A 20,156-nucleotide genomic window follows, 5' to 3' on the forward strand; every position below is an offset into this window, starting at 1 on the left:
ATGCGCACGCCGAACTTCTCCATGTAGATCTGCCGCGTCCGCTCCTTGACCGCTTCCGCGCCCGCCAGGATCAGCCGCACGCGTGCAAAATCGTAGGGGTGCGCCGTGCGCGCGTACCCGTTGAGGAACGTGTCGGTGCCGAACAGGATGGTGGCGTTCGAGCCGTACACGAGCTCCGGCACGATGCGATAGTGCAGCGGCGTCGGGTAGAGATAGACCGGCACGCCGCCGACCAGCGGCATGACGAGCCCCGCCGTAAGCCCGAACGAATGGAACACCGGCAGCACGTTGAACACCTTGTCCTGCCCGTTGACGGCCACCCGCGTCAGGCTCTGCATGGCGTTGGCCAGCATGTTCCGGTGCGAGAGCACGACGCCCTTGGGCAGCCCTTCCGAGCCCGACGTGAACAGGATCGCCGCCGGATCGTTGGGCCCGCGCGCGACCTGCGCCCGGCCGCCCGCCAGAAGGCCACGCACCTTGTCCCTGAACGTGATCGAAGCGCGCACGTCCTCGAGGTAGACGATCTTCCGCGTCTGCCCGAGCTTGGCGATCACCGGCTCGAGGTGCGCCTTCTCGATGAACGCGCGGCTCGTCAGCACGACGTCCACGTTCGCCGCGATTGAGGCCGCCGCGACGTTCTGCGGCCCGGCCGTGAAATTCAGCATCGCCGGCACGCGGCCGATGGTCTGCAACGCAAAGAACGTCACGGCGACGCCTGCCGAGTTCGGCAGCATGACGCCGACCGCCGCGCCTTCCGGCGCGAGGGGCAAGAGCTTGGCGCCGAGCACCTGCGCGCTCGTGATCAGCTTGCGGTAGCTGAGCCGCGTGCCGAGCGGGTCCTCGATGGCGGGCTTGCCGGTGTCGCGCGTCGCCCTCGCCTCGACCAGCGCCGAGAACAGCGTCTGGTCGAGGTTGGCGGTCTTGACCGCCGTCTCGACCATGAGGTCCTGCAGCGCCAGGCCCGCCGCCTGGCGCCGTGCCTTGCCCTTGAGCCCCTCGGGCACGGGAAGCTTCACCGGCGGCAGGATCGTCACCGTCGTTTTGGGAAACAGGGCCTTCCTGGCCTGGAAGCGGTTGAGATAGCCGAAATAGCTGCGCTCCGGCCCGTCGATGCGCACCGGCACGACCACCGCGTCCGCCTTGTCGGCGATCATCGCCGTGCCGTCGTAGACCTTCATGAGCCCGCCGGTCACCGTGAGCCGCCCCTCCGGGAAGATCACCAGCGTCTCGCCGGTCTTCACCGCCTGGATCAGATGCCGCGTGCCGAGCGGCTTCGTCGGGTCGATGGCGTGCGCCTTGACGACCTTGAGAAAGGGCTTGATCCAGCTCTTCTGCGCCATGCCGGTATCGATGGCGAAGGCCGCGTGCGACGGCAGGATCGAATGCATGATCGGCGCGTCGAGCAGGCTCACGTGGTTGGGCGCGATGATGGCGCGCGTGCCCGCCGGCGGAAGGTTCTCGTAGCCCTTCACCTCGAGGCCGAGAAACATGTTGAACACGAAGCGGCCCACGTCCTGCACGCCTTCCTTGCCCCAGGCTCTCAGGATCAGCGCCATAGCGGCGAGGTTGCCGAGGCCGAGCAGCAGGAGCAGGGGCCCGAGCCCTACGCCGTTGAATTGCAGGAGCGCGACTCCGAGCGTGCCCACCGTCATGAACAGCGCCGACAGCACATTGCACGCACCGATGGTGCGCGCGCGCTCGGCAACCGGCGCCCAGAGCTGAACCGCCGCGAACGCCGGCACGATGAAGAGGCCGCCCGCGATCGCGAGCCCCAGAAGATCGAGCAGGACATGCCAGCCGGTGACGCTGCCGAGGAGCGCACCGACGGTGAGCGGCTCGGGAGATTTCACGACGGTGCCGGCGGTCCACGCCAGATCGAGCGAGAGAAGCCCCATGAAGAGCGCCCCGATCGGCACCAGCGCGAGGTTCGGGCGCGTCCGGCTGGCCCGTGCCGCGAGCATGGAGCCCACCGCGATGCCGACCGTGAACACGACGAGCGACAGCGTGGCCACGCTCTCCGCGCCGCCGAGCGTATCCTTGATCAGCACCGGCAAGAGCGACAGCACCACGGTGCCGACCAGCCAGAACCACGACGTGATGAGGCCGCCGACCCACAGCCGCCTGTCGCCGTGGAGATGCCGGAGCAGCGACATCGTCGACGTCCACGGGTTGTAGTCGATGGCGAGCCCCGGCGCCGCGGCGCCCATCTTGGGGATCAGCGAGGCCGAGAACCAGCACAGCACCGCAAGCCCGACGACGAGCGCGGCGAGCACCCACACGCCACCCGAATTCGCCGCCGCCAGCCCCCCGCCGATGGTGCCGATCAGGATCGCCGCGAAGGTCGCGCTTTCGACGAACGCGTTGCCGGCCGGCAGCTCGGACGGGGCCAGCAAGGCCGGCAGGATCCCGTATTTGATGGGACCGAACAACGCCGCGATGGTGCCGTAGAGGCCGAGCGCGAGGAACAGGAGCGGCGCCGACTGCAGCACGAAGCCCAAGGCCGCCACCATCGCCACCGGGATCTCGGCGCGCTTGAGCTTCTCGGCCACGACCGCTTTGTCGTAGCGATCCGCGAGCTCCCCGCCGATGCCCGATAGGATGAAGAACGGCGCCACCAGCACCGCGCCCGCCAGCGCCACCAGCGCCCCGCCCTGCTCCGAGCCGATCTTGAACAGGATCAGAATGACGAGCGCGTTCTTGACGAAGTTGTCGTTGAGCGCCGACAGGAACTGGCACCAGAAGAGCGGTGCGAAACGGCGGCTGGTGATCAGCGCTTGAAACATGGAGGGAGCAACCTGAAGAAGCTGAAACCGGGCTGGATATTCCGACCATCCGACCCCTCACCCGCCGCTCGGGCGATCGCCCTCACGTCGGCTTCTCCCCGTCTCGGCAGAGCCATGCGTCTGCATGGGCGGGGAGGTGAAGAGGGATTGCCGCCTCCGCCACCTTCCCCGGCGGGGAGAGGTCGGCCGTGGTGCGGCCGGGTGAGGAGCAATGCCGGACTTCAATATCGAACGACACTAGGGATCTGATCGTGGTCAAACAACGGCTCTTTCGGGCAGAGACCGTGACAGGGCGGGATGACGGTGGCGCGAGACCAAAAAAGCCAGTGATCCCGCCGACATCGGCGATCCGCGGCCGGCAGCGGAAGCTCCGCGACATGGCCAGCCCCCGCGTAAAGCCCTTCGGAGGCTCCCGGCCGCATCGGCCTCTGGCGCGCTGCATTGGCCTCTGGCGCGGCGCGCCCGGAGCCTCTAAGTCAGTTATAAATTGACACCCAGCAACGTCCATTGGAGTTGAACACTTGCGACCCACACATCGGCCATGACAGCGATCGACACCCGCCGCCGCTCCCTCACCGTCAACGGCACCCCCGTCCGGGCCGTTGCAGCGACGCTGGCAGCGCTCGTCGCGGAGCAGGGGTTTGCCGGCGTCAAGGTTGCAACAGCCTTGAACGGCACGTTCGTGCCCGAGCGCCTCCGCGCCGAGACCCCGCTCGCCGACGGCGACCGCATCGAAATCCTCTCCGCCCGCCAGGGGGGCTGACCCCGGCGACGCGGACCCATGGGAAAGAGAGGCGGCCCGCGAGGTCGCGCACGACGAGATGAACCAGAACGAGCCCCTGCACGTCCCCGAGCACGACACGGCCCCTGCGCCGCTCACCGTCTATGGCGAGCGGATTACCTCGCGCCTGCTGCTCGGAACCGCCCGCTATCCCTCGCCGCAGGTCATGAGCGACGCCGTCCGCGCCTCCGGCGCCGGCATCGTCACGGTCTCGCTCCGGCGCGAGCAGGCCCGCGGCCGCACCGGCGCACGCTTCCTCGACCTCGTGTCCGCGCTTCCCGTGCGCCTCCTCCCGAACACCGCCGGCTGCCGCACGGCCAGGGAGGCGATCACCACCGCCGAGATGGCCCGCGAGCTTCTCGAGACGGACTGGATCAAGCTCGAGGTGATCGCCAACGACGACACGCTGCAGCCCGACCTCATCGGCCTCGTCGAGGCCGCGACCGAGCTCGTCCAGCGCGGCTTCAAGGTCTTTCCCTACATGACCGAGGACCTCTCCATCGCCGAGCGCCTCGTGGCGGCCGGCTGCCGCGTGCTCATGCCCTGGGGCTCGCCGATCGGCACCGGCCGCGGCCTCGCCAACCCCGAGGCGCTGAAGACGCTGCGCGCCTATTTCCCCGACCTGCCCCTTGTCATCGACGCCGGCATCGGCGCGCCGTCGCATGCGGCCGCCGCCATGGAGATGGGATACGACGCCGTGCTGCTCAACACCGCCGTCGCTCGCGCCCGGGATCCCGTGCGCATGGCCACCGCGTTTGCCGCCGCCATCGCGGCCGGGCGCGCCGCCTGCGACGCAGGCCTGATCGAGCCGAGCGACCGCGCCCGCCCGTCGACGCCCGTGGCCGGTACGCCCTTCTTCGATCTCGATCCGCCGGCGCCCCCATGACCACGCCCCGCGCCCCCGATGTCTTCTATCCGATCGTGCCGAGCGCCGCCTGGGTGGCGCGCGTCGTGCCGCTCGGCGTGCGCACGCTGCAACTGCGCATCAAGGACAAACCCGACGCCGAGGTGCGCGCGGAGATCGCCGCCGCGCTGACGACCGCCCGAGCCGGCGGATGCTGCCTGATCGTCAACGATTTCTGGCAGGCCGCCATCGACCTCGGCGCGACGGAGCTGCACCTCGGCCAGGAGGACCTCGCGGGCGCGGACCTCGCCGCCATCCGCCGCGCGGGGATCGCGCTCGGCATCTCGACCCACAGCGAGGAAGAGCTGGAGACGGCGCTCGCGGCCGGCCCCGCCTACGTCGCCCTCGGCCCCATCTATGAGACGAAGCTCAAGGCCATGAAATGGGCACCGCAAGGGCTCGACAGGATCGGCGCATGGCGCAAGCGCATCGGCACGCTGCCGCTCGTCGCCATAGGCGGCATCACGCCCGATCGCGCCGGCGCCGTGCTCGCGGCCGGCGCCGACAGCGTCGCCGTCATCACCGATTTCATGACCGCCCCGCACCCCGAGGCCCGCGTGCGCCTTTGGCTCGACTGGGCCGCGGGCGAGCGCGCTTGAACGCAAATTTAACCCGCCTGCAAAAAAATGAAGGCCGACCCGAGCCATCCTTTGGGGATCGATGCCTTCCATGCCGAGCAGACAGCATCCCATCCCACCTGGCGCGATAGCGCACTCAGCGGCCTGGTCCGAGCGCGTGCCCCTGGGAGACCTTCGCCCGACGCAGGTGGCCGTCGGCATGCGCGCCGTCGAGGCCAAGCGCCGCAAGATCGAGCGATGCGCGGGAAGTGCGCGCAAGCTCCGCCGCTATGTCGAGAAGCGTCCCGTGCCGGCCGTCCTCGGACCCGACGAGGAGTTCTACATCATCGACCACCATCACTTGAGCCTCGCATTGTGGCAGAGCGCGGTCGACGAGGTGCTGGTGCGGATCGTCGGCGACATGTCCGACCTGCCGAGTCACACGTTCCTGAAAACGATGGCAACCTTCGGCTGGCTGCATCCCTACGATGCCGACGGCCGGCGGATCTGCCCCACGCACCTGCCGGCGACGCTCGACAGGCTGCGCCCGGACCTCTACCGCGATCTGGCCTGGTCCGTCCGCAAGGCGGGCGGTTTCCTGAAGACGGCGATCCCATTCGGCGAGTTCGCCTGGGCCAATTTCTTCCGCACACACATCCCTCAGCGCCTCATCGCCGACGATTTCGAACGCGCGCATGATCGTGCCATGCACCTCGCCCACGCCCGCGCCGCCCGCCACCTCCCGGGCAGCCTCGCCGCAGCCTGACGCTCGCAGCCGTCCGCGCCGGCGTCCCCAGCACCGTGCGGTTCGACTTACGCTTTCGCCGTCTCCCGCAACACCGCCCGCCAGCCGATGTCGCTCCGGCAGAAGCCGCCGGGCCAATCGATTTTCGCGATCGCCTCGTAGGCCCGCGCCTGCGCTTCGGCCACGCTCGCGCCGAGCGCCGTGACGTTGAGTACGCGCCCACCGTCCGCGATGAGGCGCGCCCCGTCGCACCGCGTGCCCGCGTGGAAGATCTGCACGCCCGCCACGCTGCCCGCAGCATCGAGCCCCTTGATCTCCGTCCCCTTCTCCGGCGTCCCGGGATAGCCCTTGGCCGCCAGCACGACCGTCAGCGCGGCATCATCGCGCCAGCGTACATCGAAATGGTCGAGCACGCCGTCGGCCGTCGCGAGCATCGCCGCCAGCAGATCCGACTGAAGCCGCATCATCAGCACCTGCGTCTCGGGATCGCCGAAGCGCACGTTGTACTCGATGAGCTTCGGTCCCTCGGCCGTGATCATGAGGCCGGCGAACAGCACGCCCTTGAACGGCGTGCCGCGCCGCGCCATCGCCGCGACCGTCGGCCGGATGATCTCGTCCATCGTGCGCTGGACGAGATCGGGCGTCATGACGGGTGCCGGCGAATAAGCGCCCATGCCACCGGTATTAGGCCCGGTGTCGTCGTCACCGACGCGCTTGTGATCCTGCGCCGTCGCCAGCGCCAGCGCATGCTCCCCGTCGCAGAGCGCGAAGAAGCTCGCCTCCTCCCCTTCGAGGAACTCCTCGATGACCACCTCCGCGCCCGCGGCGCCGAACGCGCCCGCGAAGCAGGCGTCGATCGCCGCCTCCGCCTCCGTGCGGGTGCCCGCCACGACGACACCTTTACCCGCCGCGAGCCCATCCGCTTTGACGACGATCGGGATAGACTGCGCCGCGAGATACGCATGCGCCGAGGCTACGTCCCGGAAGCGCCCATACGCCCCGGTCGGAATGCCGGCCTCCCGGCAGAGGTCCTTGGTGAACCCCTTGGAGCCCTCAAGCTGCGCCGCCGCCTTCGACGGCCCGAAGTGCTTGACGCCCGCCGCCGCCAGCGCATCCGCGAGCCCCGCGACCAGCGGCGCCTCGGGACCGATGACGACGAAGCCGATCCCCTTCTCCGCGACGAACGCCAGCACCGCCGCGTGATCGGCCACATCCAGCGTGATGCATTCGGCGAGCTCCGCGATTCCGGCATTCCCCGGCGCCGCATAGAGCTTCGTGAGCAGCGGGCTCGCGCTCAAGGCCCAGGCCAGCGCATGCTCGCGCCCGCCGCCGCCGATCAAAAGAACATTCATGATGTCAAGGCCCTGGCGCTTTGGATCAATTGCCGTGCGGTTTGGATTGTTTGCCGCGCACCCTGTATCATGGATCCCACGCCAGACAAGCAAGGACCGATTCGTTGGCCAGCCCCCCATCCGCGGCAAATACCGCCGGCAACAACGTCGCCGAGTTCACCGTCTCCGAGCTTTCGAACGCCGTGAAGCGCGCGCTCGAGGACGGCTTCGGCCACGTGCGCCTGCGCGGCGAGGTCTCGGGCTATCGCGGCCCACACGCATCGGGACATTGCTACTTCTCGCTCAAGGACGACAAGGCGAAGATCGACGCCGTCGTCTGGCGCGGCAACTGGAACCGCCTCAAGATCAAGCCCGAGGAAGGCATGGAGGTCATTGCCACCGGCAAGATCTCCTCCTTCCCCGGCTCGTCGAAATACCAGATCGTCATCGAGGCGCTCGAACCTGCCGGCCTCGGCGCGCTGATGGCCCAGCTCGAGGAGAGGAAGCGCCGCTTCGCCGCCGAAGGTCTCTTCGCCGACGAGCGCAAACGCCCGCTGCCGTACCTGCCCAAGGTCGTCGGCATCGTGACGAGCCCCACCGGCGCCGTCATCCGCGACATGCTGCACGGCTTCCAGGAGCGCTTCCCGACCCGCGTCATCGTCTGGCCCGTTCGCGTCCAGGGCGAGGGCAGCGTCGCCGAGGTCGCCAACGCCGTGCGCGGCTTCAACGCCATCCAGCCCGGCGGCCCCATCCCGCGCCCCGACGTGCTGATCGTCGCGCGCGGCGGCGGCAGCCTGGAGGACCTTTGGGGCTTCAACGACGAGATGGTGGTGCGCGCGGTGGCCGCGAGCACAATCCCGGTGATCTCCGCCGTCGGCCACGAGACCGACTGGACGCTGATCGACTTGGTGGCCGACGCCCGCGCGCCGACGCCGACCAAGGCGGCCGAGTGGGCCGTGCCGAAGCATTCCGACCTGCTGTCGGAAACCGGCAAGCTCGGCCTGCGCCTGACGGTCGCCATTCGCCGCCTGCTGGAAGCGCTGCGCCGTGACCTGAAATCCGCCGAGCGCGGATTGCCCCGCGTCGAGGATCTCGTCGCGGGACCACGCCAGCGGCTCGATCATGTCGCGCACCGTCTCGACGGGGCGCTGCGGACGCGGGTCCAGCGCAGCCACACACGCTTCCTGCAGGTCGCGGGCCGCATGCCGTCGCCGCGCTCGCTCGTCGCCCATCACCGCCAGCGCATCGACGCCACCGGCAACCGCCTCGGCCGCGCCCTGTTCGCCAACACGCAGGCCCATCACACGCGCCACGCCCGCGTTTCCGCGCGCCTCCGCCCCGCGCCCATCAGCCTCCGTATCGAACGATGCGGCGAACGTCTCGATACGCTCACCCGGCGCATCGAGCGCGCGCTCGCGGCCACGCTCGCCCAGCGCCGCAACGCCCTTGACGCCAACGCCAAGCTGCTCGGCACCCTTGGCTATCACAGCGTGCTCGCGCGCGGCTTCGCCCTGGTCCGCAAGGCCGACGGCACGATGCTGCGCTCCGCCCGCGCCGTGACGCCGGGCGAGGACGTCGAGATCGAGTTCTCGGACGGCCGCATCGCGGCCGAGACCAAGGCCGTAGCCCCCGCGGCGCGCGCCGCGAAGCCCTTGGACGCGAAACCCTTGGAAAAGCCTGCTGCACCCGCGCAGAGGCGCTCCGACAAGGATCAGGGCTCGCTCTTCTGACAGGGAATTTCCAGGCCGCCGGCTTGACGCCGCCCCGGCAATTGGCCATGTCATGGGGCGGGCGCGACAGACAATCCGAGGGTGGTCCCCGCGCCTCTGATCCGAGGCAGAGATTTCATGAACCGCTTCGACAAGCTTTTCGGCATTCGGGGCGAAGCCCAGGTGCGCTACCTCGACGGCGAGTTTCAGGTCGTATCGGCGGGCGAGTTCGTGCGCTGCGCGGTGACCGGCCAGAAGATCGATCTCGCGGATCTGCGCTACTGGAGCGTCGAGCTTCAGGAAGCCTACGCCACGGCCGACATCTCGCTCCAGCGCTACCTCGAGGTCAGTCGCAACCGTCCGCAGACGTAGAGGCCGGCCTCCGGCCTTCAACCCCGCCCCTTCAATACCCCGTCAAGCAGCGCGTCGAGCCGCACGAGATCGCGCTCCTCGAATGTCACGGCGATCGGAAGCGTGCGCGACCGCGCCGCCAGCGTCGCCAGCGCCCCGCTCTGCCCGGCGAGGCGTGCCAGATCCTTTTCCGTCGTCACGAGCTCGGCGCCCGTCCTCTCGGCCTCCGCGAGGAGACGCACCGCGTCGCTCTCCGTGAAAGGGTGATGGTCCTTGAACACATGCCGCACGAGCGACTGCGGCCCGAAACCATCGAGCAGGCGGAAGAACCGCTCGGGATTGGCGATGCCCGCATAGGCCACGAGCCGCGCCCCCGCGATCCAGGGCTGATCTGCCGATGGACGGACCACGCCGCGCAGCACCGGGCCGTGAAAGAGCTTCTTCAGACGGTCGAAAGCTGAGAGATCCCCGGTCGCCGCGTCTGCACCCATGACGACGATGCAATCGACGAGGCCGAGTTGGAACGAGAGCGGTGCGCGAAGCGGCCCCGCGGGCAGCACGCGGCCGTTCCCGAAGCCGCGCCGCGCATCCACGACCGCGATCGAAAGGTCCTTCGCAACGCTGGGGTTCTGCAGCCCGTCGTCCATGATCACCGCCGCGAAGCCACCTGCGACCTCGATGGCCGCGAGCCCCGCTCTGCGGTCCCGCGCCACCATCACGCGTGCGCCCGTGTCCTGGCTTCCGCGTGCGATCAGAAGCGGCTCGTCACCAACCTCGCGCGCCGTATGCCGGTCCGGCTCGACCCACACCGGACCGCCGAGATGTCCGCCGTAGCCGCGCGAGAGGCACGCCGCCGCGATTCCTCGTCGGCCGAGCGCCTCGATCAGAAAGCGCGTCAGCGGCGTCTTGCCCGTCCCGCCGGCCGTAAAGTTGCCGACGCAGATCACCGGCAGCGCCGAACGGTAGGGCACGGCCGCCCTGAAGCGGCGCGCGACGGCGGCGCCATAGAGGTCGCCGAACGGGGTCAGGAGCCGTTCCGCGAGGCTCCCTCCGCGCGTCGTCCCGTACCACCAGCCGGGCTCCTCAAGAGGCACGGCGGACCTGCGAGCCCGCCGGCAGCATCGCCAAGAGCGTCTCGACCGTGCGGTCGAGGGCGCCCGACAGCGATGCGAGCGCCTGCTTCGCACCGTCGCGCATGCGCACGAGCTCGCCGTCCTCGCCGAGCAGGCTTTGCACGGCAGCCGCCAGCTCTTCGGCCGAGGCGACCTCGCGCGTCCCGCCGTGGCGCAGGAGCGCCCGGTAGATGTCGCGGAAATTGGTCCAGTGCGGCCCCGTCAGCACCGCCGCGCCGTGGCCGATCGCCTCGATCGGGTTCTGTCCCCCGTGTGCGATCAGCGAGCCGCCGACGAAAGCGACATCCGTCAGCGCGTAGAGCGTGCCGAGCTCGCCGATGGTATCGACGATATAGATGTCCGTATCCGGCAGCGGGCGTTCGCCCGCCGATCGCAAGGCCACGCGAAAGCCCCGCGACGCCAGCATCTGTGCAATGGCCTTGCCGCGCCCGGGATGACGGGGCGCGATCACCGTTGCGATCCCGGGCAGCCGGGCCTGGATCAGCCGGTGCGCCGCCGCGACGATCTCCTCCTCGGGGTCGTGCGTGCTCGCCGCGACCAGCACCGGCCGCTTGTCGAGCGCGTGCCGCAGCCGGTCGAGCTCGACCGCATCGACCACCGGCGGCGGCGCATCGATCTTGAGATTGCCGACCGCCAGCACGTTGCGCGCGCCGAGCCGCTTGATCGTGCGGACCAGAACCTCGTTCTGCGCGAGCACCGCGTCGAAGCGCGAGAAAAGCGGCCGGGAGAACCCGCTGAGCCACCGCCACCGCCGCGCGCTGCGCGCCGACATGCGCGCGTTGATGAGCGCCAGCGGGATCTGCCGGCGCGAGGCTTCGACGATCAGATTCGGCCACACCTCGCTCTCCGCGAACACGCCGAGATCGGGCTGCCAGTGCTCGAGAAACGCCCGCACGTACTTCGGCACGTCGAGCACGATGTATTGGTGGAATGCGCGCGGCGGAAGCCGCCGCCGGGCCATCGCCGCGCTCGTCACCGTCCCGGTGGTGAGCAGCACCGAGAGATCCTCCCGCTCGGCGAGCAGCCGGTCGATCACGGGCAACACCGCGTTGGTCTCGCCGACGCTCGCGGCATGGACCCAGACCAGCGGCCCCGCGGGACGCGGCAGGCTCGCCTGCCCGTAGCGCTCGCCGCGCCGGGCCCGCTCCTCCTTCCCCTGCCGCGCGCGCACGGCGAGCAGCAGCGGCGCGACGAAGCCGAGCAGGCTGGTCGCGGCCCGGTAGGTTTTGAGCGCGAAGCCGATGCGCGCCGGCCCCGCCGATGCCTCGGACGTGGGCGGCGTCACGCGCCCGATATCGGCGCCGACCAGCGCATAGGCCCGCTCGGTCGCCCGGTTGAGCCCGGCCTCGACCGCCCGCCGGTGCATCTCGAGGGCAGCCGCATCCGCATCGGCCGGAACCCGGATCGGATCGCCGACGACGTAGGCAAGCCTCGAATACGGAAGGTTGATCGTCATCCGGCTCCACGTCGGCAGCGCGATGAACCGGGAGGTCGCGACCGCAAACGGGACCACGGGACGGCCCGAGAGCCTGGCGAGCGTCACGATCCCTATCCCTGCGCGCCGGGCCGGCCCCGGCGGCACGTCCGCCGTCATCGACAGCGTGCAGTCGTCCCCGAGGAGCCGGTTCGCGGTGCGGAGCGCATACGCCCCGCCTTTGTCGCGCTTGCGGCCGTTCGCCCCCGCCCCCAGCACGACATCGATATCGAACGCGCCGAGCAGCGTCCGGATCGCCGTCGCGTCGGCATGACGCGCGACCATGGCCGACACCCGGAAATTCTTGCCGTTGAGCTCGTGCAGGGTCGGCATCAGGGCGAACTGCCCGTGCCACATGGCCAGGATGAACGGGTGCGTGGCGTTGGCGCGCTCGATGATATCCGGCGGCTCGATCGTCACTTTGGACGTCGCGCGCACGAAGCGCATGTAGCGTGCGCCGACGCGCCCCAGGAACCGGCCCAGCCGCGACTCACGCTGTGGCGATTGTGCCATCGGTCGGCCCTATCTCGCCTCTCCCTCACCGAGCCGCAAGTGACCTCCACCGCCCGACAACGGCAATTTTCCTATAGGGAATATGGGCTCGGCGCAACCGCCGGGCGGCAGCCTGCAACAGGGAATTCGACAGATTGTGCGGGATAGTGCTACCCACCGCGGAACCACGTTCCGCCGGCCGGGAGGCCGTCGCGCGGCCGGCGCGAACGAATGGTGCCGGACAGGATCCACGGACGCAGATGGCACGGCTCACGAAACGGATCAAACGGGCGGCGCGCCGCTCGGCGTGGGCCGCGCTGGCGGCGGCGACCTCGGTGCTGCCGGCCGCCTGGAGGACACGCGCCGAGCCGCATGCCCGCTATCTCGACATGCTGCTGCTCGACCATCTCATCTTCCGCCTCGCGTTTCCCAATCGCCACCGCCTGTCGAAGGACGCCTGGCGCGCCGCCCAGCCCCTTCCCCACCAGATCCGCGACCTGCCGCGTCGCGGCATCCGCTCCGTCATCAATCTGAGGGGCGAAAGCGCCACCTCGACCTATGCCTTCGAAAAGGCCGCCTGCAGCCAGGCGGGCCTCGAGCTCGTGGATTTCACGATCCGCTCGCGCGCGGCCCCCACCCGCGCCCAGGTGCTGGCCGCCCGCGATCTGTTCGGCACCGTCACCTATCCGATCCTGATGCACTGCAAATCTGGCGCTGACCGCGTGGGGCTGATGAGCGCGCTCTATCTCCACACGCGCCACGGCGTGCCCATCTCCGAGGCCCGCCATCAGCTGTCCCTGCGCTATGGCCACATCCGCCAGGCCGACACCGGCATTCTCGACGCGTTCTTCGACGCCTACGTCGACTATGCCGCCCGCAATCCGATCGCATTCTACGATTGGGTCGCCACCGTCTACGACGCGCGCGACCTCGAGCACCACCACCACTCCCAGAGCTGGGCCAACCGCATCGTCGATCGAATTTTCCGAAGAGAGTAGACGGGGGCAACAGGCAGCAGGCAGCCGGCAGCACAGCCTCTAGGCTTGGACCCTGGCGTCGGGCGAGCCTTCCGGCTCCAGCAGGCGATGCATATGAACGATGAAATAGCGCATGGCCGCATTGTCGACGGACCTCTGCGCCGCGCCGCGCCACGCCGCGAGCGCCTCGGCATAGCTCGGATAGATTCCGACGATGTCGAGCCCAGAGAGGTCCCGGAACTCCACGCCGTCGAGATCGCGAAGCTCGCCGCCAAACACGAGATGCAAAAGCTGTTTGGGGGTCGTCTCGCGGTCGCTCATTCCAGAACCCTCTGCTCGCGCCGCCCCGGCGCCACTGTTCCCGAAACCCCTTTCCTGCCCCAGACCCGGACCGGGTTCAAGGCGCCCCGGAGCGGCAGCCAGCCGCCCCATTCGCGCAAAAATCCGGGCGCGGCGGCAGAAAAAATGCGCCCGAGACGCGCGCATACCGCTTATTAAGCAATCTTTTTAAGGGGATCTCCAACCAACTGTGGCACAGTCTCTCCCAAGGCGCCGCATCAAGACGGCAGCTCGGAAGTCGGCAGGGATCGAGGATCGTCGGCGCGGGGGGCAAGCACCTTTCCGCGCCGAATTCCTATGGCCGCCCGCAGCCCTGCTCCGCCGCCCCCGCACCTCATGGCGCCATTGTCACCAGCCCACTTGCGTCGTTGATTCGCCGGAAGAATCACCGATCCGCGCGCCTCGCGGGCCGCGGCGTGGAGAGCGTGCGGTTCCGCATTGCCCCCGCTTACGCCCTTCGCTAGAAAAACGCACGGATCAAATAGCGAACAGTCTGATGAGCCAGAACCCCTATTCCATCGGCCTCGATAAGAACCCGGCCAATTACCAGCCGCTGACGCCGATCGGGCTTCTCGAGCGGGCCGCCCAGACCCATCCGGACCACACCGCGATCATCCATGGCAACCTGCGAATGAGCTATGCGGAGTTCTACGCCCGCGCCCGCAGCCTTGCCTCGGCGCTCTCGCAGCAGGGCATCGGCCCGGGCGACACGGTGTCGGTGATGCTTTCCAACACCCCGGCCATGCTGGAGGCCCACTACGGCGTGCCGATGACGGGCGCGGTGCTGCACTGCCTCAACACGCGCCTCGACGCGCCGATCCTGGCCTTCCAACTCGATCATGCGAACACCAAGGTCCTGATCTCCGACCGCGAGTTCTCCTCCTCCATGAAGGAGGCGCTCGCCCTCGCTACGGTCCGCCCGCTCATCATCGATCACGACGACCTGATCTTTCCCCAGCGCGGCGAGCCGCTCTCCGAGATCGACTATGACGATTTCGTCTCGATGGGCGATCCCGAGTTCCGCTGGCGCATGCCGGAGGACGAATGGGAGGCGATCAGCCTCAACTACACGTCCGGCACCACCGGCAATCCGAAGGGCGTCGTCTATCACCACCGTGGTGCAGCGCTCATGTGCTACGCCAACACCATCGCCACCGGCATGACGCGCCATCCCGTGTACCTGTGGACGCTGCCGATGTTCCACTGCAACGGCTGGTGCTTCCCGTGGACGCTGTCGGTCGTTGCCGGCACCCACGTCTGCCTCAGGTGGGTGCGCGCCAAGGCGATGTACGACGCCATCGTCGACCACAAGGTCACGAACCTCTCGGGCGCCCCCATCGTCATGTCGACGCTTCTCAACGCGAAGCCCGAGGAGCGCCGCGAGATCACCCACCGGGTGGCGTTCAACCACGCGGCCGCCCCGCCCCCCGAGGAGGTGATGGCCCGCATGAACGAGGCAGGCTTCGCGCTGACGCATCTCTACGGCCTCACCGAGACCTACGGTCCCGCGACGCTCAACGAATGGCACAGCGCCTGGGATTTGCTGCCCAAGCCCGAAAAGGACGCCAAGCGCGTGCGCCAGGGCGTGCGCTACCCTGCGCTCGAAGGTCTGACCGTGATGGATCCGGCGACCATGACCGAAGTGCCCGCCGACGGCGAGACGCTGGGCGAGGTCATGTTCCGCGGCAACATCGTCATGAAGGGCTACCTCAAGAACCCCGAGGCGACGTCGGAAGCCTTCGCCGGTGGATGGTTCCACTCGGGCGACCTCGGCGTGATGCATCCCGACGGCTATATCCAGCTCAAGGACCGCTCGAAGGACGTCATCATCTCGGGCGGCGAGAACATCTCCTCGATCGAGGTCGAGGACGTGCTCTACAAGCACCCCGACATCGTCGTCTGCGCCGTGGTCGCCAAGCCGGACGAGAAGTGGGGCGAGACGCCGTGCGCGTTCGTCGAGATGAGACCGGGCGCGATCGCCACTGAGGAGGAGATCATCGCCTGGTGCCGCGAGCGGCTTGCCCATTTCAAGGCGCCGCGCCGCGTCGTGTTCACCGAGGTGCCGAAGACCTCGACCGGGAAGATCCAGAAATTCAAGCTGCGCGCCATGGCCAAGGACGCCTGAGGCAGCCTCCCGGAAACACGAACGCGAGCCTGCGGATCTCGCAGCCTCGCGCGTCACCTGTCGATATGCGGTGGAAACGTTGAGACGCCGGCGCTGCGATGGCAGCCGCTTGAGCGTTTTCAAGCGAAGTGGAATCCACTTCGCGTTAGGAAAGCGCGTCAAACCAAAAACGTAAAGCCTCGCCTCTGATCCTATCAGAGGCGAACAGGCTCTAAGGCTGCGCTCGCAGCTCCTTCCAAGGCGTCAGTGCTGTGTTGCAGTCTCCAGTCTGACGATTTCGTCCTTGAGCTTCAGCTTCTCTTGTTTGAGCCGGCGGATCGCAACATCGTCCGAACCGGGCCTTGCCGTCTCCTCTTCAATCCGACGCTCGAGTTGCCGGTGCTTCTCTGAGAGTTCCTGAAGATGAGCCGAAAGAGCCATCCTTGACCTCCGTTTCAGAGTTTGAGACGACGCATTGTTACAGATTTACCACGGGCTTGTCCATTGCGGCGGCGGCCATTGCAAAATAAGACGTTAAGCGAGTGCACGCCGGAAACGGGCGTAAGCATCGGTTTAATCGGGGTATTCATCGCAAGCGTTGGCGCGACTTGATTGCGTGCCGCACGAAGTGAGATGATAGGCCCGTCCGGGCTTCCCGCCCGCATTTTGCGTTTGCGCTGTGGCGGGCCGGCTTTCGAAGAGAGCGATATGCAGCGGCAGAACGATCGGGAGCTTCGGGACGAGTTGGTGAAGCTGCGCGCCGAGCACCGCCAGCTCGACGACGAGATCCTGGACCTCGAGGTGAGCGGGTCCGTCGACCAGCTCCTGATACGCCGGCTGAAGAAAAAGAAGCTCGCCCTGAAAGACCAGATCACGAAGATCGAGGACCAGCTTCTGCCCGATATTATCGCCTAGCATGCCTCCGGCATGACATCGCCTAGAGAGTTTCCATTTCAGATGGAAACAGCGCTTCGACGTGCGCAAGCTTGTCTGGACTCCGGCCCCCGGCCTTCGCCGGAGTGACGAGTGGAACACGATCGGCCTGTAATCAAATGACGTCATCCCGGCGCAGGCCGGGATCCAGTCTCGCCTGAAACCGGGGCAGCGTTTCTAAGCGACCGGCCGTGTCTGGACTCCGGCCTTCGCCGGAGCGACGTTGAGTTTAGACTGCTGCGTCTCACACCGTCATCCCGGCATCATGGCGGAGCCATGCTCCGCATGGACGGCCGGGATCCAGACACGCCAATTGCTCGCATGACCACGTTTCCACTCAAGTCGGAACGACTCTAGCATGCCTCCGGCATGACATCGGCTGATCGCGGCTGCGCGCCCTGCAGCCGGCCGGCAGCAATCGCCCGCCACGAGGCGCCGATGGATCCGGCCACACCCGCCAAGCACGCGTTCCCCTTCCCGGGAGCACACCCCATATGACGCCTGTCGGCGCGCCTTACGCCGACGTCCGAACTGCGAAGCGTTCTTATCGAGCAATGCCGGATGTCTGCTGTCGGAAAAGACCCGTGGCTGTACCCGACCGAGCGCGGCCTCTACTGCGAGCCGGCGGACGTCTACATCGACCCCGCGCGCGCCGTTTCCCGCGCGATCATCACGCATGGCCACAGCGATCACGCGCGCGCCGGCCATGGCGCCGTGCTCGCCACCGCTGAGACCGTCGAGGTGATGAAGCTGCGTCTCGGCACGGACGGCGCCGGGCGCTTCGAGAGCGCTCAGTTGGGAGAGACGCGCTCCATCGGCGGCGTCGCGGTCCGCCTCGTTCCCGCCGGCCACATCCTGGGCTCGGCCCAGGTCGTGCTCGAATGGAACGGCCGGCGCGCGGTGATCTCGGGCGACTACAAGCGCGCGGCCGATCCCACCTGCGCACCCTTCGAGCTCGTCCCCTGCGACATCTTCGTGACGGAAGCAACGTTCGCCCTCCCCGTCTTCCGCCACGAGCCCGCCGCGCGCGAGGTCGCCCGCCTCATCGCCTCGCTCCGCCGCAACCCTGAGCGCGCCCACCTGGTCGGCGCCTACGGCCTCGGCAAGTGCCAGCGCGTGATCCGCCTCGCACGCGAAGCCGGCTATGACGCGCCGATCTACCTGCACGGTGCCATGATGGCCATGAGCGAGCTCTACCAGCGTCTCGGCGTCGACCTCGGCGATATCCGCCCCGTGCCCGACGTGAAGCCCGCCGAGCTGGCCGGCGCCCTCGTCCTCTGCCCGCCGTCGGCCGTGGACGATCGCTGGTCGCGCCGCTTCCCCGACCCCGTGACGGCCTTCGCCTCGGGCTGGATGCGCATCAAGGGCCGCGTGCGCCAGAGCGGCGTCGAGCTGCCGCTGGTCATCTCCGATCACGCCGACTGGCCCGAGCTGATCGCGACCGCGCTCGATACCGGCGCCGAGGACGTCTGGGTCACGCACGGACGCGACGACGCCCTCGTCTACGAGCTCGGCCGCCGCGGCCTCCGGGCGCGCGCCCTCGCACTCGTCGGCTTCGAGGACGAAGGCGAATGATGGATCACGGTCGCGCCCTCCAATCCGCAGCCTTTTCTCCCACCGTTGTGGAGCGTATCGCGCAACGTGCGGCGCCGCCCTCACCACTGACGATCGTGTGCCGCACGGAGATCCAACGCAGCGTTGCGCCGTCACGCCAGAACCCTTCCGCGTTTGTGGACGCTGGCGTAGACCCCGCTTGCGCGATGCAGAAGGAGTGCAGCCACCCACAGAACGCAGGAGGACCGTAATGGAGTCCTTCGCCCTCCTGCTCGACACGCTCTCCACGACGCCGTCGCGCAACGGCAAGCTCGCCTTGCTCACCGAATACTTCCGCAACGCGCCCGATCCCGACCGCGGCTTCGCGCTCGCCGCCTTGACCGACGGCCTCTTCCCGCGGCTGCCCCTGCGGCGCAGCCTTGCGACGCTGCTCGAAACCCGCGTCGACCCCGTCCTGTACGCCCTTTCGCGCGACTACGTGGGCGACACGGCCGAGACGGTGGCGCTGATGTGGCCCACGCCGGAAGACCAGCCGGGCCTCCACGAGCCCGCGCCGCGCCTGTCCGAGACCGTGGCCCTGCTGGCCGCCGCCCCGCCGACCGAGATCGCGACCGTGCTCGGCCGCCTCCTGGATCGCCTCGACGTCCGCGGCCGCTGGGCGCTCCTGAAGCTCGTCGGCGGCGCGCCGCGCGTCGGCGTCTCGGCCCGCCTCGCCAAGACGGCCATCGCCGAGATGAGCGGCCACAGTGTCGCCGACATCGAGGAGATCTGGCACGCACTCGCCCCGCCCTACACGGACCTCTTCCGCTGGCTCGCCGGAGACGGTCCGCGCCCGGACGCCGGCGGCCAGCCCGTGTTCCGCCCCCTCATGCTCGCCCACGCCATCGAGGAGCAGGACTGGACGGGCTTCGCGCCCGGAGACTTCGCCGCCGAATGGAAATGGGACGGCATCCGCGTCGAGATCGCCGCCCACGGCCGGGCGGCGCGCATCTTTTCCCGCACGGGCGACGACATCTCGCGCACCTTCCCGGATGTCGTCGCCGCCTTTGACGGCCTCGACGTGCTGCTCGACGGCGAGCTGCTCGTCGCGCGCGGCGGCATCGTCGCGCCCTTCAACGACCTGCAGCAGCGGCTCAACCGCAAGGCGGTAACGGGGCGCATGCTGAAGGAGCATCCCGCGCACGTGCGTCTCTACGACATCCTGATCGACGCTGGAGAGGACCTGCGTGCGCTGTCGTTCCGCGCCCGCCGCGCCCGCCTCGAAGCCTGGCACGCGCACCATAGGCCGCCGCTCTCAGACCTGAGCCCGCTCGTCCCCTTCGCGACACGCAACGAGCTCGACGCGCTCTGGACCGGCACGCGCCAGGACGGCATCGAGGGGCTGATGCTGAAGCGCTGGACGAGCCCCTACCTCTCCGGACGCCCGCGCGGACACTGGTTCAAGTGGAAGCGTGCCGCACTGACGCTCGACTGCGTGCTGATGTACGCCCAGCGCGGCTCGGGCAAGCGCTCGTCCTACTATTCCGACTACACCTTCGGCGTCTGGCGCCCGATCGAAAACCCCGGCGGCGCGGAGCCGATCCGCGACGGCCCGCGAGGCGACATCCGCCCCGGCCACGAGCTCGTCCCCGTCGGCAAAGCCTACTCGGGAATGACCGATGCCGAGCTCGTGGAAATCGATCGCTTCGTGCGCACCCACACCGTCGACCAGTTCGGCCCCGTGCGCGCCGTCACCCCGCGCCTCGTGCTGGAAGTGGCGTTCGATGCCCTCTTCCCGTCGCCCCGCCACAAGTCGGGGCTCGCCATGCGCTTCCCGCGCATCCACCGCATCCGCTGGGACAAGCCGCCCGAGGACGCGGACACCGTCGAGGCGGCACGGGCGCTCATGAGCGGGCGGGCGCATCACGAGCGCGATGCACCGTCCCGGCCGTGTGACACCGGGTGATGAGCCGGAGCCCGGCGCAAGACTTCGATCGCTCCTTTTCGGCC

General features: G+C 68.6%; 17 protein-coding genes. 11 read left to right on the plus strand and 6 right to left on the minus strand.

Going from position 1 to position 20,156, the window contains the following annotated elements; genetic code table 11:
- The coding region (locus V7082_RS07830; protein ID WP_334147404.1) for an MFS transporter at positions 1-2,783 on the minus strand (2,783 nt) is incomplete at its 3' end.
- 541 nt (positions 2,784-3,324) lie between these two features.
- On the opposite strand from V7082_RS07830, the gene thiS reads away from it, so the two are divergent.
- From thiS to V7082_RS07850, 4 genes are all read left to right on the plus strand, one after another.
- Entirely contained in the window at positions 3,325-3,546 is a 222-nt protein-coding gene (gene thiS, locus V7082_RS07835) for a sulfur carrier protein ThiS (RefSeq protein ID WP_334147406.1), read from the plus strand.
- Between the two features lie 58 nt (positions 3,547-3,604).
- Positions 3,605-4,450 (plus strand): thiazole synthase, encoded by an 846-nt coding sequence (locus V7082_RS07840; protein WP_334147408.1) that lies wholly within the window; start codon positions 3,605-3,607, stop codon positions 4,448-4,450.
- Positions 4,447-5,067 (plus strand): thiamine phosphate synthase, encoded by a 621-nt coding sequence (locus tag V7082_RS07845; protein ID WP_334147410.1) that lies wholly within the window; start codon positions 4,447-4,449, stop codon positions 5,065-5,067. The genes V7082_RS07840 and V7082_RS07845 overlap by 4 nt, the downstream gene beginning before the upstream one ends.
- A 70-nt stretch (positions 5,068-5,137) precedes the next feature.
- The gene (locus V7082_RS07850; RefSeq protein ID WP_334147411.1) at positions 5,138-5,791 is read left to right on the plus strand and encodes a ParB/Srx family N-terminal domain-containing protein; all 654 of its coding nucleotides are present in this window, start codon (positions 5,138-5,140) and stop codon (positions 5,789-5,791) included.
- 47 nt (positions 5,792-5,838) lie between these two features.
- On the opposite strand, the gene purD is transcribed toward V7082_RS07850, so the two are convergent.
- Entirely contained in the window at positions 5,839-7,122 is a 1,284-nt protein-coding gene (gene purD / locus V7082_RS07855) for a phosphoribosylamine--glycine ligase (protein ID WP_334147412.1), read from the minus strand.
- A gap of 104 nt (positions 7,123-7,226) precedes the next feature.
- Between purD and xseA the strand changes: the two genes are divergently transcribed.
- Both xseA and V7082_RS07865 read left to right on the plus strand, forming a co-directional pair.
- Entirely contained in the window at positions 7,227-8,831 is a 1,605-nt protein-coding gene (gene xseA / locus V7082_RS07860; RefSeq protein ID WP_334147414.1) for an exodeoxyribonuclease VII large subunit, read from the plus strand.
- A gap of 117 nt (positions 8,832-8,948) precedes the next feature.
- Positions 8,949-9,182: a DUF2093 domain-containing protein gene (locus V7082_RS07865; RefSeq protein WP_334147416.1), complete on the plus strand. Its 234-nt coding sequence runs from the start codon at positions 8,949-8,951 to the stop codon at positions 9,180-9,182.
- Between the two features lie 17 nt (positions 9,183-9,199).
- Here V7082_RS07865 and lpxK read toward each other — a convergent pair whose 3' ends face one another.
- Positions 9,200-10,255 carry a tetraacyldisaccharide 4'-kinase gene (gene lpxK / locus V7082_RS07870; protein ID WP_334147418.1) on the minus strand — a complete coding sequence of 352 codons (1,056 nt, stop codon included), beginning with the start codon at positions 10,253-10,255 and terminating at the stop codon, positions 9,200-9,202.
- Complete coding sequence (locus tag V7082_RS07875) at positions 10,245-12,281, minus strand: glycosyltransferase N-terminal domain-containing protein (protein WP_334147419.1); 2,037 nt, start codon at positions 12,279-12,281, stop codon at positions 10,245-10,247. The genes lpxK and V7082_RS07875 overlap by 11 nt, the downstream gene beginning before the upstream one ends.
- 239 nt (positions 12,282-12,520) lie before the next feature.
- Here V7082_RS07875 and V7082_RS07880 point away from each other — a divergent pair, with 239 nt between their 5' ends.
- Entirely contained in the window at positions 12,521-13,258 is a 738-nt protein-coding gene (locus V7082_RS07880; RefSeq protein ID WP_334147421.1) for a fused DSP-PTPase phosphatase/NAD kinase-like protein, read from the plus strand.
- 39 nt (positions 13,259-13,297) lie between these two features.
- Here the strand turns inward: V7082_RS07880 and V7082_RS07885 are convergent, their stop codons facing one another.
- Positions 13,298-13,558, minus strand: coding sequence for a DUF4170 domain-containing protein (locus tag V7082_RS07885; RefSeq protein WP_334147423.1), 261 nt, complete (start codon positions 13,556-13,558; stop codon positions 13,298-13,300).
- A 514-nt stretch (positions 13,559-14,072) separates the two neighbouring features.
- Here V7082_RS07885 and V7082_RS07890 point away from each other — a divergent pair.
- Positions 14,073-15,701 (plus strand): acyl-CoA synthetase, encoded by a 1,629-nt coding sequence (locus V7082_RS07890; RefSeq protein ID WP_334147425.1) that lies wholly within the window; start codon positions 14,073-14,075, stop codon positions 15,699-15,701.
- Positions 15,702-15,944: 243 nt separating this feature from the next.
- Here the strand turns inward: V7082_RS07890 and V7082_RS07895 are convergent, their stop codons facing one another.
- Positions 15,945-16,121, minus strand: a complete 177-nt coding sequence (locus V7082_RS07895) for a YdcH family protein (protein WP_334147427.1) — start codon at positions 16,119-16,121, stop codon at positions 15,945-15,947.
- Between the two features lie 267 nt (positions 16,122-16,388).
- Between V7082_RS07895 and V7082_RS07900 the strand changes: the two genes are divergently transcribed.
- The 3 genes from V7082_RS07900 to V7082_RS07910 all read left to right on the plus strand — a co-directional run bounded on the left by V7082_RS07900 (position 16,389) and on the right by V7082_RS07910 (position 20,112).
- The gene (locus tag V7082_RS07900) at positions 16,389-16,595 is read left to right on the plus strand and encodes a YdcH family protein (RefSeq protein ID WP_334147429.1); all 207 of its coding nucleotides are present in this window, start codon (positions 16,389-16,391) and stop codon (positions 16,593-16,595) included.
- Positions 16,596-17,174: 579 nt separating this feature from the next.
- The gene (locus tag V7082_RS07905) at positions 17,175-18,188 is read left to right on the plus strand and encodes a ligase-associated DNA damage response exonuclease (protein WP_334147431.1); all 1,014 of its coding nucleotides are present in this window, start codon (positions 17,175-17,177) and stop codon (positions 18,186-18,188) included.
- Between the two features lie 229 nt (positions 18,189-18,417).
- The gene (locus tag V7082_RS07910; RefSeq protein WP_334147433.1) at positions 18,418-20,112 is read left to right on the plus strand and encodes a cisplatin damage response ATP-dependent DNA ligase; all 1,695 of its coding nucleotides are present in this window, start codon (positions 18,418-18,420) and stop codon (positions 20,110-20,112) included.
- The last annotated feature ends 44 nt before the right edge of the window (positions 20,113-20,156 follow it).

Source organism: Hyphomicrobium sp., assembly GCF_036833075.1.
In the GTDB taxonomy this organism is placed as follows: domain Bacteria; phylum Pseudomonadota; class Alphaproteobacteria; order Rhizobiales; family Hyphomicrobiaceae; genus Hyphomicrobium_C.